The sequence below is a fragment of the Thermosporothrix sp. COM3 genome (assembly GCF_059696735.1).
The window spans coordinates 5805640-5818781 of the sequence record NZ_AP019376.1 but is presented as its reverse complement, the minus strand read 5'-3'; the positions used below and the strand labels follow the sequence as shown (position 1 = coordinate 5818781).

At 50.4% G+C, this 13142-nt stretch carries 19 protein-coding genes; all 19 read left to right on the top strand.

Annotated elements, in window-relative coordinates:
- The first annotated feature begins 141 nt into the window (after window positions 1-141).
- The 19 genes from KTH_RS24880 (at window position 142) to KTH_RS24790 (ending at window position 13020) form a co-directional block, all read left to right on the top strand.
- A complete protein-coding gene (locus KTH_RS24880; RefSeq protein ID WP_497621594.1) occupies window positions 142-1251 on the top strand; it encodes a tyrosine-type recombinase/integrase in 1110 nt (369 codons plus the stop codon).
- A gap of 147 nt (window positions 1252-1398) precedes the next feature.
- Entirely contained in the window at window positions 1399-2145 is a 747-nt protein-coding gene (locus KTH_RS24875) for a hypothetical protein (protein ID WP_497621592.1), read from the top strand.
- Between the two features lie 240 nt (window positions 2146-2385).
- Window positions 2386-2757 (top strand): hypothetical protein, encoded by a 372-nt coding sequence (locus tag KTH_RS24870; protein ID WP_497621590.1) that lies wholly within the window; start codon window positions 2386-2388, stop codon window positions 2755-2757.
- Window positions 2758-3139: 382 nt separating this feature from the next.
- Complete coding sequence (locus KTH_RS24865) at window positions 3140-3601, top strand: hypothetical protein (RefSeq protein ID WP_111326230.1); 462 nt, start codon at window positions 3140-3142, stop codon at window positions 3599-3601.
- A 53-nt stretch (window positions 3602-3654) separates the two neighbouring features.
- A complete protein-coding gene (gene terL / locus KTH_RS24860) occupies window positions 3655-5121 on the top strand; it encodes a phage terminase large subunit (protein WP_497621588.1) in 1467 nt (488 codons plus the stop codon).
- A 2-nt stretch (window positions 5122-5123) separates the two neighbouring features.
- On the top strand, window positions 5124-6680 hold the full coding sequence (locus KTH_RS24855; protein ID WP_497621585.1) for a phage portal protein: 1557 nt from the start codon (window positions 5124-5126) through the stop codon (window positions 6678-6680).
- 204 nt (window positions 6681-6884) lie between these two features.
- Window positions 6885-7085 carry a hypothetical protein gene (locus KTH_RS24850; protein WP_497621583.1) on the top strand — a complete coding sequence of 67 codons (201 nt, stop codon included), beginning with the start codon at window positions 6885-6887 and terminating at the stop codon, window positions 7083-7085.
- Window positions 7082-7687 (top strand): hypothetical protein, encoded by a 606-nt coding sequence (locus KTH_RS24845; RefSeq protein ID WP_497621581.1) that lies wholly within the window; start codon window positions 7082-7084, stop codon window positions 7685-7687. Before KTH_RS24850 ends, KTH_RS24845 begins: the two co-directional genes overlap by 4 nt.
- A 63-nt stretch (window positions 7688-7750) precedes the next feature.
- The gene (locus tag KTH_RS24840) at window positions 7751-8335 is read left to right on the top strand and encodes a hypothetical protein (RefSeq protein WP_497621579.1); all 585 of its coding nucleotides are present in this window, start codon (window positions 7751-7753) and stop codon (window positions 8333-8335) included.
- A gap of 17 nt (window positions 8336-8352) precedes the next feature.
- Window positions 8353-8748 carry a hypothetical protein gene (locus tag KTH_RS24835; protein WP_111326224.1) on the top strand — a complete coding sequence of 132 codons (396 nt, stop codon included), beginning with the start codon at window positions 8353-8355 and terminating at the stop codon, window positions 8746-8748.
- A 33-nt stretch (window positions 8749-8781) separates the two neighbouring features.
- On the top strand, window positions 8782-9831 hold the full coding sequence (locus KTH_RS24830) for a hypothetical protein (RefSeq protein ID WP_497621577.1): 1050 nt from the start codon (window positions 8782-8784) through the stop codon (window positions 9829-9831).
- A gap of 14 nt (window positions 9832-9845) precedes the next feature.
- Entirely contained in the window at window positions 9846-10010 is a 165-nt protein-coding gene (locus KTH_RS24825) for a hypothetical protein (RefSeq protein ID WP_497621575.1), read from the top strand.
- On the top strand, window positions 10007-10456 hold the full coding sequence (locus KTH_RS24820; RefSeq protein WP_497621573.1) for a hypothetical protein: 450 nt from the start codon (window positions 10007-10009) through the stop codon (window positions 10454-10456). Before KTH_RS24825 ends, KTH_RS24820 begins: the two co-directional genes overlap by 4 nt.
- The gene (locus KTH_RS24815; protein ID WP_497621571.1) at window positions 10457-10825 is read left to right on the top strand and encodes a phage head completion protein; all 369 of its coding nucleotides are present in this window, start codon (window positions 10457-10459) and stop codon (window positions 10823-10825) included.
- A gap of 20 nt (window positions 10826-10845) precedes the next feature.
- Entirely contained in the window at window positions 10846-11175 is a 330-nt protein-coding gene (locus KTH_RS24810; RefSeq protein ID WP_111326220.1) for an HK97-gp10 family putative phage morphogenesis protein, read from the top strand.
- Window positions 11172-11573, top strand: a complete 402-nt coding sequence (locus tag KTH_RS24805) for a DUF3168 domain-containing protein (RefSeq protein ID WP_497621569.1) — start codon at window positions 11172-11174, stop codon at window positions 11571-11573. The genes KTH_RS24810 and KTH_RS24805 overlap by 4 nt, the downstream gene beginning before the upstream one ends.
- Before the next feature lie 5 nt (window positions 11574-11578).
- Window positions 11579-11965 carry a phage tail tube protein gene (locus KTH_RS24800; protein WP_497621567.1) on the top strand — a complete coding sequence of 129 codons (387 nt, stop codon included), beginning with the start codon at window positions 11579-11581 and terminating at the stop codon, window positions 11963-11965.
- 11 nt (window positions 11966-11976) lie between these two features.
- Window positions 11977-12597 (top strand): hypothetical protein, encoded by a 621-nt coding sequence (locus KTH_RS24795; RefSeq protein WP_497621565.1) that lies wholly within the window; start codon window positions 11977-11979, stop codon window positions 12595-12597.
- Between the two features lie 30 nt (window positions 12598-12627).
- On the top strand, window positions 12628-13020 hold the full coding sequence (locus KTH_RS24790; RefSeq protein ID WP_497621563.1) for a hypothetical protein: 393 nt from the start codon (window positions 12628-12630) through the stop codon (window positions 13018-13020).
- Window positions 13021-13142 lie beyond the last annotated feature (122 nt).

Sequence of the window (13142 nt, the reverse complement as noted above, 5' to 3'; positions counted from 1 at the left end):
KNNKNNKNNNKNNKNNNKNNKNNKNNKNNKNNKNNKNNNKNNKNNTGTTCCATTATAAAATGGCTTGTAGTGCGGTTTTACGGGCTAGTTTTTTGCAAAAGGTAACGGTTCATCCCTATTCTCCCTTGCAAGGGGGTGCGCATGCCTAAAATCAAAAAGCGTGAGGAGTCATCTCTACAAATTCCCGTTCAGGAAGCAGTATATGATTTCTTTGCTTCTCCTGAATTTAAAAGATTGCGGCCCTCCACCAAGCAAGAATACTCCCAGGAGCTTCCTGAGTTTGCAGCATGGTGTGCATCTCATACCATATTGCAGGATAAAAACAAGAAATCCTGGTATGCTCTGCCAGTAGGGAAAAAATATGAACCGATCATGTTGAATCAGATAAACCACCATGTAATTCAGTGCTTTGTGGAATACTTACAACAAACACACAAGCCATCAAGATCTGCTGCAAGTGAGATATCCACTTACACCCTGGCCAGCTATGTAAGAGTGGCTAAACGCTTCCTCAGTTGGTGTCTGGAGGATGAGCAGTATAGCGATATACTTGATGCTAAAAGCATAAACAAAATTAAGCTCCCAACAGTGGTAAAAACCATTATCGAGGTCTTCTCGCCTGAACAGCTAGAAGCTCTTTTTGATGCGTGCAGATATGAGGAGTCTGAACATCTGCAAATACGAGATCAGGCCATCCTTGCACTGCTTGTAGATACAGGTATCCGAGCTTCCGAACTCGTTTCTCTCACTATAGGGAATGTAAGCCTAGACACAAAAGATTCTTACGTTCGGGTACTTGGGAAAGGGGGAAAATGGGGTGAAGTTGGCATGGGAGAGAAAACACGCCGGCTCTTACAAAAATACATACGTATGTTCCGAGTGCCAACAATAGAGTTTGCAATTGAAAGCCAGCTTAAAAAACTGCCTACTCGTAGCGCACAACAATTTAAGGCACAGGCGATACAAAAAGCGAATCTCTTTATGAGCCGGTCAGGAGGAGGGTTAACAGTTAGAGGCTTAGAGAGGTTGATTGAAAGATTAGGTGAATGGGCAGAAATAGAGGGAGTAAGATGTACTCCCCATACTTTCAGGCACACCTTTGCAGCAATGTTTATACGCAACGGAGGGGACATATATACGCTTTCCAAACTGCTCCGCCATTCCTCTGTGAAAGTCACAGAAGAATACCTAAAGAGTTTGAAACAGTCAGAAGCACGGAGAGGGGCAAAGTCGGTACTCGATACCCTCTAGCTCTTTCCCTTGCAAGGGGAACTACAGAACATTTCCTCTGTAGCTTCTGATTGAACAGCCGGGCTGGTGTCGAAGGCACCTTCCCGGCCAGCAGTCCTGTTACTAGGTTCAGGACTAAGCGACATTATATCCTGAAAGGACGGAAAAATGAATTACTTTCGCACTCTTGGGGGAATTCTCATTCTCTTATCCGTCATCGCGCTTGAGGCTTTATTTGCCGCAGGCATCTGGTTCATGATTGGAGTCGGTTTGCAACCTGCTCTCGGCCTCTCCTGGTCGTATGTGCTGGCAACAATTGTGAGCCCAGTGGTCGCAATTATGGCAATCGTTTTGTTTACATACGGCCATCAGTTGAAGTCATACATTCTCGATTATGAAGCGGTTCACGGGACAAAGTACAGTAGCGAGTATAAAGTCCGTTTCAACAGCCCTTCATATACACTCATTGTGGATTGTATGAAATGGTTCGTGTTTCTCATGGACTCTGCTGGTATTATTTATAGGCTCATGCTGGAGCCGATCCCCTTGCCCGGCAAGTTCCTGCTTGGCATCGTATTAGAACTACTGGCCCTTTCTCCCTGGCTTATTGGCACGATTGTCTATATTTTGGCGAATCGTCCTGCCGAGGCAATTCGCCGTGATATAGACTATATAACAGAAGTAGAAAAAGCGTACGAAGATTTGCGATCATTAAACGAGAAAAAGCGGAAGGCCCCACCTACCGCCCGTCACCAGCTTGCACCTACACAGACTGCTTCTTTACCACCAGCTCAAGCGGCCTCACTGCCGCCAGCTCAGGCTACAGTACAACCAGCACCAAAAATTATTAAGCCAATCTCCGGAAATTTTATCTCCCCTCTGCTGAACAACCAGGCCAATCAGCAGGGGAATTAGCCCCCTCTCCCGAACCTACCGAGTCTGAAAATTCAGGAAAAAATTCGGTAGGTTCACCTGCTCACTCCGCTTCGCCAGCGGCTTTAGTCTGGCATAAAAAACGAGGCAGGCAGAGAAGCAATGAGCAGGTACGCGAACTGATTCTCTATAGAATCGTTCGGGGTCATTGGCCTGGTGGATTATCAGATGACATGAGAATCTATTACAACCAGCATTATCTTAGAAGGAGTGGCAAATTTCATGCCAAAACAGTCCAGTGGCGCGCTGAAGCCGAAGAACAATTCGGTAAAAAATTCAGACTCACCGAAAAAACAGCCGAAAAAATACACGCTCCTCGATCTGGCAGACCTGTGGTTCACCTTGCCCGATACCGACAAGCGAACCAACGTTGAATCTTGCTCTGATGCTGAATTCTATCAATTCATCTCGCAGTATGTTCGCGTGGAAGGAGATGCGCCGGAACGCTGGTCTCTGGAAGATCGGCGCGATGTCCTCAATTTTGCGCTAGAAAATTCGGTACAACTGAATTTTTTAGAGGCTTCAGACGGCTCTACAAGCCATGTAGGCAAGAAAGAAGATACAAACAATGAAGGCCCGCCAGCAGGCACATAGGGAGCTACCAGAATAGCTTTTGCCGGGATGACAGAAAGAGTGTCCCGGCTTTTTCACGCTCTGAAGAGAGTTTTGTCAGAATGTATTTACAAGTCCTGATACACGGGGTATAATAACTGTAGGTTATGAATTTTGGTGTTGTGATAACTATTCGTTATCATGATCACAACGCCGCCATCACCATTCTTGCACTCGGACAAACGTTCAAGCACGTACTTGAGAAGCCCACGGCTTGAGTCGTAGGGCGTCGTTATTCTCCTTCCAGTATGGTGGTTGTAAACCCATCAGGTTCCTCTCTTGGAGCCGGTAGAGAGTAGAGGGTAGAGGTAGAGAGTAGGGGGAAGCTCTACCTACCGGCTCTTTTTTCAATAGGTGATGTTGCATGAATGATAAGCCAAAGAAAGAAACAGCGAGAGCCTATCGGGCCTTTCTGGCTTATCGCGACATGCCACAGCCTCGGAGTCTACGCAGACTTGCGGAAGAAATGGTTCGGGAACGCCACAAACCTTCAACAGTTCATCAACAAACCTTCAAGAGCGAGGCTTACGCAGCTTCATTATTTCGTCAACTCGCTACATGGTCATCTACATTCAATTGGCAGGAACGATGTAAGCAGTATGATGAAGAGCAGGCCGCACTGAGACGAGTTCAATATAGCGAGCTTGCCATAACCGCCCTCTTGAGACATCTTCAAGCAGATGTCTCCCCTTCCGCTCATTCCCAGATCAAAGCGGCGCAGCTCGTCCTGGAGCATCTGGTTGTCTCTGAGGAGATCGCCACCCTCAAAGCACAACAGGAGAAGCTCAGTGAAGCACTTAAGAAACTGGGGGTAGCACTCGAATGAGACTGCTTCCACTTTTGAACAAGAACAAAGCTGCTCTATCGGCTCTCGAATCCATGTTGTTGGAAGATCAGCCACAGGATATACCTCGCTTCTATGATTTTGTCCGAGACGCCTGGCACATTTTGGAGCCGTCAACGCCGTTTGTGGATGGCTGGCATATCCATGCCATCAGCGAGCATCTTGAAGCAGTGAGTTCAGGACAGATACAGAGGCTCCTCGTCAACATGCCTCCTCGCCATGCAAAGAGCACCCTGATCAGTGTGATGTGGCCTGTCTGGTCATGGTTGCTTGATCCATCTTTGCGCTGGCTGTGCGCCTCTTATGCGCTCTCTTTATCAATCAGGGATAACCGACGCTCGCGGATACTTATCCAGTCACCCTGGTTCCAGTCCCGTTATGGGCATATTTTCAGGCTCGCAGGCGATCAAAACATGAAGAGTCGCTTTGAGAATGACAAGCGAGGATATCGACTGGCTACCAGTGTCGGAGCTGCTACGACAGGAGAGGGTGGAGATCGACTTCTCATAGATGATCCGCATCCAGCCAGTGACGCGACCAGCGATGTGCAGAGACTGAACGCGCTTCAGTGGTTCAACGAGACGTGGGTGAGCCGTCTCAATGACCAGAAAACAGGTGCGATGGTCGTGGTTGGTCAGCGTATCCACCAGCAGGATGTGAGTGGACACATTTTAGAGTTAGGGGGTTGGGAACACCTGAATCTGCCAACGGAATTCGAGGAAGCGACGCGCTGTCGTACCTCACTTGGTTGGACAGATCCGCGCAAGGAAGAGGGTGAGTTGCTCTGGCCTGAACGGTTCGATCACGAATCCCTTGCACGGCTCAAGAAACAGCTTGGCTCTCAGGCTTATGCAGCTCAGTATCAGCAGACGCCTGTCCCAAGTGGTGGCGGTCAATTCAGGCGGGAATGGTTCCGGTATTTTCGAGAGACAGCAGATGCTTATCTACTGGAGGGGCGTGCTGTCATCAAAGCGCACTGTGAGCGTGTCTTTATTACCGTAGACCTGGCGATCAGCAGTAAGCAGCATGCGGACTACACGGTCTTTGGAGTGTGGGCAATGACACCAGAGCATGACCTTCTGCTTTTGGATGTGATTCGTGGCCGCTTCAGTAACCCTGAACAGTTCAAGTTGATACAGCGTCTGCATCACCACTATCCTCACGCGTATTTCAAGATCGAGAAGGTGGGCTATCAGCTCGCCCTTGTGCAACAGGCCTTGTCTCAAGGTATCCCTTGCAAGGAGTACCAACCCGTCCGAGATAAGGTCACACGCGCCTCCACAGCCTCTATCTGGTTCGAGAATGGCAAGATCTACTTTCGACAGGGGGGCCCCTGGTTGCATGATCTGGAGACAGAGCTACTGTTATTCCCGAAGGGCGCACATGATGACCAGGTTGACGTGATCAGCATGGCGGCAGAAGAGGCCACGAACGGCCAGCGAGACATTGAACCGCTGGACATTGATACAGCACAAGCCCTCAGTGGCTTTCTAGGATATTGAGTATGGCACTATGGGGAAAGCTTATGGAAGCTGGAAAGGCGGCTATCGTTGCCGCTAAGCGTGTGTTTGAGGAACAGCCGGAGTACACGGAATACAAAAACCGGGCTGCTGAATATGCATTGTTATGGAGCTATTACAATAATAGCATGTTTGACCGTGTGTCGAACGCCTGGTCAGCGTACAAGGCTAAGTATAACCTCTACCGCAACATTCGAATGATCTACAATCCGACAAAGAGGCTTGTAGACTTTTATGCTGGTGTCGTCTATCCCGGCGCGCTCTCAGAAGACGGGCGAGCTCTTCCTGATGGCGCGCCTGTCGCCATCCCCTTCAGTTCCGATACCCCAACCGAACTGGTACAGGCCATTGCTCAATTTTGGGCATGGAACAACTGGCAGTCACGCAAAAGCGTGATTGTCAGGTATGGGGCCGCACTGGGAAGTGTCCTCATTGAGCTGATCGACGACATTGAGCGAGGGAAGATCACGTCAGAAATCGTCTGGCCGGGGTACGTCAAATCTTTGGAGCTGGATGCTGCAGGCAATATCAAAGGATACGTGATTGAGTACACGGCCAAAGACGAAGCCGGGTCATACCAATATAGAAAAGAAGTAGACAAGGGATCATTCCGGTATTTCAGAGATGACCGCCCCTATGATTATGGCTTTGGCGCTGAGATAGAGAACCCGTATGGCTTTGTGCCTGCCGTCTGGATTCGACACTGTGATACTGGTTCCGACCACGGCAGTCCTGCAATTGCCGGGAGCCTGGGCAAAATTGACGAATTGAACAATCTGGTAAGCCATATCCATGACCAAGTACATAAGGTCATCGGTGCGCCTCTGGTTTTGTGGACAGACGGCAATGTCAACAACTTGTTCGGGGCGAAAAAGCGAGGCTCTACGAACGATTTTGACGAGCCTGCCAGTGAGCAGGAAAGCTTGCTCATGCTGAAAGGGCCAAAGGATGGGAAGGTAGATAGTCTGGCCGGGAATTTGGATCTGTCAGCAGCAAATATCTACATAGACAAACTACTAGCCGAAATTGAGCAGGATCACCCGGAGCTGATCTTTTACCGCGAGCTTCGGTCAATGTCGCAGGTGACGGGGCCTGCTGCATCACGCCTGGTTGGAGATGTCGCAAGCCGGGTTCAGGAAGCGCAAGCCAACTATGACCAGGCTTGCATCTCCCTGTTTCGTATGGCCTGTGCTATGGGTGGTTTCAGAGCCAATAGTGGCGCGTGGGGGCGCTCTCTCACACGCCAACAACAGAAGTTCTTACCGTTCTCACTTGAGAGCTACCAGCGCGGAGAATTGGACATGTCGATTATGCCCAGGCCTCTGCTCACTCCAACGCGACTGGAGCAGGCGCAAGAGAAACAAGCGATTTGGCAGGGGGTCAATCTGGCCGTGCAAGCCGGTGCGCCTCTGGAATTCGTTTTGCGAGGTGAGGGCTGGACTGATGAGGAGCTTGCGCAATTGGGTCAGGATCGGGTAGAACAGATTAAACGTGATCAGCTCTTGGCACAAGAAGATATTGTGCCAGGGGTGGAGCAATGATTATCAAACATATGTTTCTTCTTCCCGCGTTAATCCAGGCCAGGCGTCATAATACATCTGTCCCATATATGCGGGATGTACTGTATATGCAATACAAGTGCAAGCAGGAGCAATGGAATGAAGAGCAGTATCAAACAGCATTGCTTACTCTTGCCTTCCAGTATCCAGCCGATGTGTACAAACATGTTTATAAAGGAGATCTGCATGCAGAGGAAGTCACCGAAGAAAAAGCCGGTTCCGCTAGGTGAGCCTATCGAATGGACAGATGACGATCTGGATGCTCTCGCTCTTGTCAGCGAGACCAACATTAAAGAGGCAGAAGCGCTTTGGCAAAACACTGCGCCTCCCCCTTGCAAGGGATTGATCGACGCAGAGATTGTTGAGCCAGAGCCCGATAAAAAATGAGTCAGTTCGCCTACAATTACAATCCACGTGCCAGACGCTATGTGGATCTGAAAACGGGCCGCTTTGTGCCAGAACGCATCGTCAGGCAGGCAGTTGATGCTGTGATCGACAAAGAGACTCAGCGCATTCGCGATCTGTCTCAGCAGCTCGCGGATCGCGCGATCTCGCTTGCTCAATGGCAAGTCGGGATGCTTTCTATCCTGAAGCCACTCCATGTGGCGATGGCGATGATCGGCAATGGTGGCGCAAAAAACATGTCGCCAGCCGACTATGGCTTTGTTGGGAACTTGCTCAAGGAACAGTATCTATTTCTCAGGGGCTTTGTGAAGGACATCAAGACCGGCAAGCAAGCATTAGATGGCACCCTCCTTGCAAGGAGTGCGCTCTACACGCAAGCGGCCAGAGGGAGCCATGAAGCGATGAGAGAGCGCGTCGCCCGTATCGGTGGCGCACGCTTGCAACGCTCTATTCTAGGTATCGCGGATCATTGTACGGGCTGTTTGCAAGAAGCCCGCAAAGGCTGGCAACCGATAGGTTCGCTGATTCCAATTGGTCAGCGACAATGCAAGAGCCACTGTCGCTGCACCATGCAATACAAATAACAGACAGGTACTGACAAACTCTATTCGAGTTGTCTTTACAAATTGAAAGGAATCTGGTACAGTATGAAGAACAACAATACCACGAATACTACTGATGGCGTCCAGGCGGCGACCAGTAGTCCCCAGGCCCAGGCGGCCAACTTGGAACCCCAGGCGGGTGAAAAGTCCTCAGAAAATCAACCATCTCTTGAAGCGTTACAGCGCGAGATTGCCGATTTGCGCAAAGAGAACGCATCCTATCGCAAACGTGCCAAAGAGCAAGAAGAAGCGGCTCGCCTTGCAGAAGATCAACGCCTGAAAGAGCAAGGCCAATATAAGCAGCTTGCAGAGCAGTATCAGGCGAGAGTGAATGAATTAGAGCCGATCTCTGAGCGTTACAATCAGCTTGCATCTCTCCTTGCAAGCCAGATTGAGAGCGAGACCAAGGACTGGCCTGACGAGATCAAGGTATTTGATCCCGGAGCTGATGCACCGATTGAAGAGCGCCTGGCATGGATAGAGAAATCAAAACCGCTGGTGGCAAAGCTTGAGCAGCAAGGACGTGCTGGTTTGCCGGGGAATGCACCAAACCCAAAACCGACAGGACAGTCACACAAGAGTGAAGCAATCACGACAAGTCTTATGCGCAGTGGTTTATACAACTTTTAAAGGAGCATACGGATACTATGGCCGCAATTACAAAGAGTGGCACCCCCTCACTTTCCAGTGCCACGCCGCCCCCAAATAACCGGTTATCTGGCCTCTACGCGGGTGAAGTTATCGCCGCAGGAGATGCCTGCGTTATCAAAAATGATGGCAAGATCTACCGCGCGAGTGGAGCAGCCAATGATGGCAATGCCGTTGTGGATGGCTTTGCCGCAACTTCTGCTGCACCTGGAGAGTCTCTTTCCCTGTACTGGGGAGTGAACTTCAATTACGGAAAGAATCTTACTCCTGGCACCTCGTTGTATCTCTCAGGGACTGTGCCGGGTGGATTGGATACCGCACCCTCTACAGGCGGTACGACGGTGATTGGCCGTGTCGTGGATAGCACCCGCATTTACGTTCAGAAAAGCTACTAAGTAGTGCCGATGCACTAGAAAGGAAAGTACAGGATGGCATACGGCACCCTCCAAATACTGGATACTTTAGCCGCAAATAGAACGCTGATTGCAGATTATGGCGAAGAGAATACCTACCGTGCTGTACAGCAATTTCTGGACGCGCATAACGAGATTGTAAATATGATGACTTCTGATCTCGTTGAGCAAACGACAGATAGATTACGTCGTTACGGTGGCGTAGATACCATGACGATGATTGAAGGGGATGAGCACAGCTCGCCAGATGTACAGAAAATAACCACTGGCGTCAACGTCGGCTTCCCTCTCCGCCTATTCCAGGTCGGATTGCAATGGACCCGTAAGTATCTCCAAACTCGCACGGTTGCGGAGATAGCTGCTCAGGTGAACGCGGCCATGACAGCCGATATCAGGAGACTGCAAACCGAGATAAAGAAAGCCATCTTTACCCCCACAAATAATCTCAACTATCTGGATAGATTGGTTGACAATTTGAATCTCCCCATTCGCGCCCTACTCAATGCAGACGGGACACCGCTTCCCCCCGATCCGTATGAGAATGCCTTTGATGGTAATACTCATACGCACTACTTGGCTGTTTCAGCGCTAGATGTGAATGCGCTCAATAGCTTGATTAACACAGTGCTGGAACACTACAACACCGGTACGATCAAGGTGTACATCAGCCAGGCACAAGAAGCAGCAGTCCGCAGCTTATCCGGCTTTACAGCGTATGTTGACGCTCGGGTGCTACCTCCGACTACAACGGCAGTTGGCCGGACGCCGCTTGATACCATGAACATCTACAATCGGGCTATCGGAGTCTTTGGGGCGGCAGAAATCTGGGTGAAGCCCTGGATTCCAAATAACTACTTGTTTGCGTACAACCCGGCGCAGACGAAACCGCTCGCGATGCGGGTGCGAGATGCTCAGTCAGGGTCGCTACGTATTGCCGCTGAGTTAGAGTCTTACCCCTTGCATGCCCAGTATATGGAACGCGAGTACGGGATTGCGGTGCAAGAGAGGTCTAACGGTGCCGTTTTGTACATCGGGGGGAGCACATATGTCACCCCGACCTTCTAAGCGAGGTGGATGGAATGCCAGAGAAGAAAACACAGCAAGAAGAGAAGCAGACAGAGCAGCAACCCCTTGCAAGGGTGGAGCCAGAGCGCAAGCTTGACGAGGCCCCTGAAGGCGGGAGATACGTCGTCAATGGCGTGCTCGTTGATGCTAACGGCCTGCCAATCAAGGACAACGCGTGATGGATCGAACAGCCGCCTTGAGCTTCCTTCAGCAAGAATATAGAGAGCTGGCGATAGAGGCCAAGTTTACACCAGAGCAGACAGCCGATGCTTACAGCACGGCTATTGATATGAGCTTGCGCCATCTTGGTGTTGCAGAGCAGGATCTTCCAACGGCCAATGTTGCGCAAGCCGATACGCTTAAGTTCATCGCGCTTTTGAACTATTACGCGCTCAAGCGGTTTTCACGCTTGCTCGCTATTCGCTTTGATGTGGAGTTGCCCGGCCCGGTCAAAGCGTCTCGCTCACAGGCCTTTGACCGCGTGCAAATGCTTTTGAAAGACGCTGAAGCGGAGCTGGCTGGACTTGATATTCAGGTAGGTGGGCAGACTACACAGGGGTTTCAGCTCGGGCGGTTGCAACTGGATTTTCTGGAGCCAGGTTTAGCAAGCGGGAGTGAGTTCTAAATGACGATTATTAGCGATGAGGACTTACAGGCATTTTCTGACCTGGCAACAGAACTGGCCCTCAAGGATATGTGTGATGTGTTGAGAGAGACACGCACGCCCGACGGGCAGGGCGGTACAGAGATTACATGGACTGTCGTTGCGACGGTGCCATGTGCGCTGATTGATTCAGGGCAATCTCCCCAGGAAGTGGTAATTGCGGAGCGTCTGCAAGGCAAAACGCTCAAACGGCTTCTGGTGCCGCGCCTGACCGACATCCGCGGCGCTGATAGGCTCAGAATCAACGGCATCACCTACAAGGTTATTGACCTCTATGACCCAACCTCGTATGAGGTCTTGCGCCGGGTTGCGGTAGAGCAGTTAGCATGACCCTTGCAAGGAGCTGAGATATGGGAGTTGAGATTGTTGGTCTGGACAAAGTACTTGCTGATCTGGATCAGGCGGTAGACGAGCTGGAAAATCGTACAGAGCAGGAGTTGCTGGCAACGGGCAAAGAATGCAAAAACGAAGCACAGAAGCGGGTGCCGGTGCGGACTGGTCGTCTGAAAAACTCGATAAGCTACGAACAAACAGACAGGTACGAGGTTCTAGTTGGAACGAATGTCGAGTATGCGCCCTATGTCGAGTTCGGGACGCGAAAGATGCAGGCGCAACCGTATCTCCTGCCTGCGTTTGAGATTTCTCGCAAAGGGCTTGTTGAAAGGCTCAAGAAGTTATGACCTCACTCGGAGAGATTCAGCGAGCCTTGTACCAGCGGCTTACAGGCGACACCACACTGATGAACCTGGTCAAAGGGATATTTGACGCAAGTTCTGTTCCTGATGTTCAGACTTATCCCTATGTAACCATTGGTGAGGCAACCGAAGTCCCGTTTCATAGCTTTCAGCGGCGCGGCTATGAAGCGACGGTAACACTCCACATCTGGAGTGCAGCAAAAGGATTCAAGGAAGCGCAAGCCATCCTTGCAAGGTTGAATCAGATCCTTGACCAGCAATCGCTTCAGCTTGCAACTATGACGCAGGTTGGTTGCTGGTATGAATTCTCGGAATCTCTCAACGACCCAGAAGAAGATGTACGGCACATGCCTGTTAGATACAGGATTGAGACACAGGAGTAAGAACTATGGCAAAAGCGGCTTATAGTGCAGTGATCAAAGTAGGCAGCACTATTGTGCACGACATTTCGAGCGTGGAACTTCCTTTCAAGACCGACTTAGAGGAAACTACTGCATTTAGCAGTAGTGCGCCCGGTACCAAAACGTTTATCCCAACCTTGCGAGGGATGGAAACAAAATTGTCGGGAAACTGGAATGTAGGTGATCCCGGCCAGCAAGCGTTAGAGGACGCCTATTTCGGGCGGCAGTTGGTACAGCTTGAGATATCTCCCGATGGGGTGAAGAAATATTCCTTCGATGCCTGGATCGGTGAATACTCGATCAAGGCCGATGTGTCAGGGAAAATCGAGGTTGAGTACTCCGTCACAATGAATGGTGACGTGACGCGAGCATAAGGAGCTTCCAAATGGCGATTGCCGCGTATAATTCACAATTCCTCGTTGCATCCAAGCCAAGTGTTCCTTTTGTCAATGAGATGCTCACCGATGTAGGAGATCACAAGACCTATGTGATCGCGAACTCGACAAAACGGTATCTTGATCGGGACGTGCCAGTTATCGTTGAAACCAGTTCAGATGGTACGACCTGGACTCCGGTCAGCACAGGCTTCACTCTCTATCGTGTCGCTGCTCGCGTCGTCTTTGACTCACCGCAAGATCCGACCTTGCAAGTGCGTCTGGCCTCTGGCGCGTTTTATCCGTTCAGCCAGATAGGCAATGCGAAAAGTGTCGAATTTACGAGCAAAACAAATCTGGAGGACAGCACAACCTTCAATCCTACCGGCGCGAAGTTCTACACCCCGACCTTGCTCGAGGGGGAGCTAAAGGTTGACAGGTTTTGGCTTAATCATGATCGGGTGAAGAATTTGCAAGAGCGAGACCTGCTCATTGTCTCTTATGTCTCTCCTACAGGCCGCAGGTATGAAGGGTACGCTTACGTATCCGAGTGCAATATCAAAGCCGAAGTCTCGGCACTCATTGAAGAGGGCTTGACGTTCCAACTCACTGATGAGTTTTTCAAAGCGTAAATTTACAACATCACAAAAGGACAATATGAGATGAAGCCTGCAGAAATCAGAGCAAAATTCTTTAATAGACGCTTAAAGGTGCAAGACCTTGAGGTTACTCTTCCCGGTCTGGAGGAGCTAGATGGACAGCTTGCTCTCAGAGAATTGACTGCGAAGGAGGTCGTCCAGGCTGAACGCCTGAGCAAAGATGAGACAGGGCGGAACGAGGCATTAGAAGCCGCTGCTTTTGTCACTTACTCTCTCATCACCCGAGAAGGGAAAGAACAAATCTTCTCTGAGCAGGACATTGATGGCGTGGCGGGATTTGGGATGTCAGTGCTCACCCCGATTGCTGAGAAGATTCGGGAACTCTCCGCAATTGACGCAGACGAAACCCAAAAAAACTTGAAGCAAACGACCTCGAATACTTCTCCTACTTCCTGACGGAAACCGTCGGGGCAGGCAACACCAGAGACGAGTTTCTTGAGCGAATGAGTGCCAGCGAGTTTGCTGGGTGGCAGGCCTACTTCTCGATCAAAGCCAAGAGAGAGAAGCAAGCTATCGAG

Coding starts and splice junctions, on each gene's coding strand:
- KTH_RS24795 (WP_497621565.1), top strand. CDS start 11,977: ATGGCGATTGCCGCGTATAATTCACAATTCCTCGTTGCATCCAAGCCA.
- KTH_RS24865 (WP_111326230.1), top strand. CDS start 3,140: ATGAATGATAAGCCAAAGAAAGAAACAGCGAGAGCCTATCGGGCCTTT.
- KTH_RS24870 (WP_497621590.1), top strand. CDS start 2,386: ATGCCAAAACAGTCCAGTGGCGCGCTGAAGCCGAAGAACAATTCGGTA.
- KTH_RS24790 (WP_497621563.1), top strand. CDS start 12,628: ATGAAGCCTGCAGAAATCAGAGCAAAATTCTTTAATAGACGCTTAAAG.
- KTH_RS24840 (WP_497621579.1), top strand. CDS start 7,751: ATGAAGAACAACAATACCACGAATACTACTGATGGCGTCCAGGCGGCG.
- KTH_RS24875 (WP_497621592.1), top strand. CDS start 1,399: ATGAATTACTTTCGCACTCTTGGGGGAATTCTCATTCTCTTATCCGTC.
- KTH_RS24810 (WP_111326220.1), top strand. CDS start 10,846: ATGGGAGTTGAGATTGTTGGTCTGGACAAAGTACTTGCTGATCTGGAT.
- KTH_RS24855 (WP_497621585.1), top strand. CDS start 5,124: ATGGCACTATGGGGAAAGCTTATGGAAGCTGGAAAGGCGGCTATCGTT.
- KTH_RS24830 (WP_497621577.1), top strand. CDS start 8,782: ATGGCATACGGCACCCTCCAAATACTGGATACTTTAGCCGCAAATAGA.
- terL (WP_497621588.1), top strand. CDS start 3,655: ATGTTGTTGGAAGATCAGCCACAGGATATACCTCGCTTCTATGATTTT.
- KTH_RS24825 (WP_497621575.1), top strand. CDS start 9,846: ATGCCAGAGAAGAAAACACAGCAAGAAGAGAAGCAGACAGAGCAGCAA.
- KTH_RS24815 (WP_497621571.1), top strand. CDS start 10,457: ATGACGATTATTAGCGATGAGGACTTACAGGCATTTTCTGACCTGGCA.
- KTH_RS24880 (WP_497621594.1), top strand. CDS start 142: ATGCCTAAAATCAAAAAGCGTGAGGAGTCATCTCTACAAATTCCCGTT.
- KTH_RS24835 (WP_111326224.1), top strand. CDS start 8,353: ATGGCCGCAATTACAAAGAGTGGCACCCCCTCACTTTCCAGTGCCACG.
- KTH_RS24800 (WP_497621567.1), top strand. CDS start 11,579: ATGGCAAAAGCGGCTTATAGTGCAGTGATCAAAGTAGGCAGCACTATT.
- KTH_RS24850 (WP_497621583.1), top strand. CDS start 6,885: ATGCAGAGGAAGTCACCGAAGAAAAAGCCGGTTCCGCTAGGTGAGCCT.
- KTH_RS24805 (WP_497621569.1), top strand. CDS start 11,172: ATGACCTCACTCGGAGAGATTCAGCGAGCCTTGTACCAGCGGCTTACA.
- KTH_RS24845 (WP_497621581.1), top strand. CDS start 7,082: ATGAGTCAGTTCGCCTACAATTACAATCCACGTGCCAGACGCTATGTG.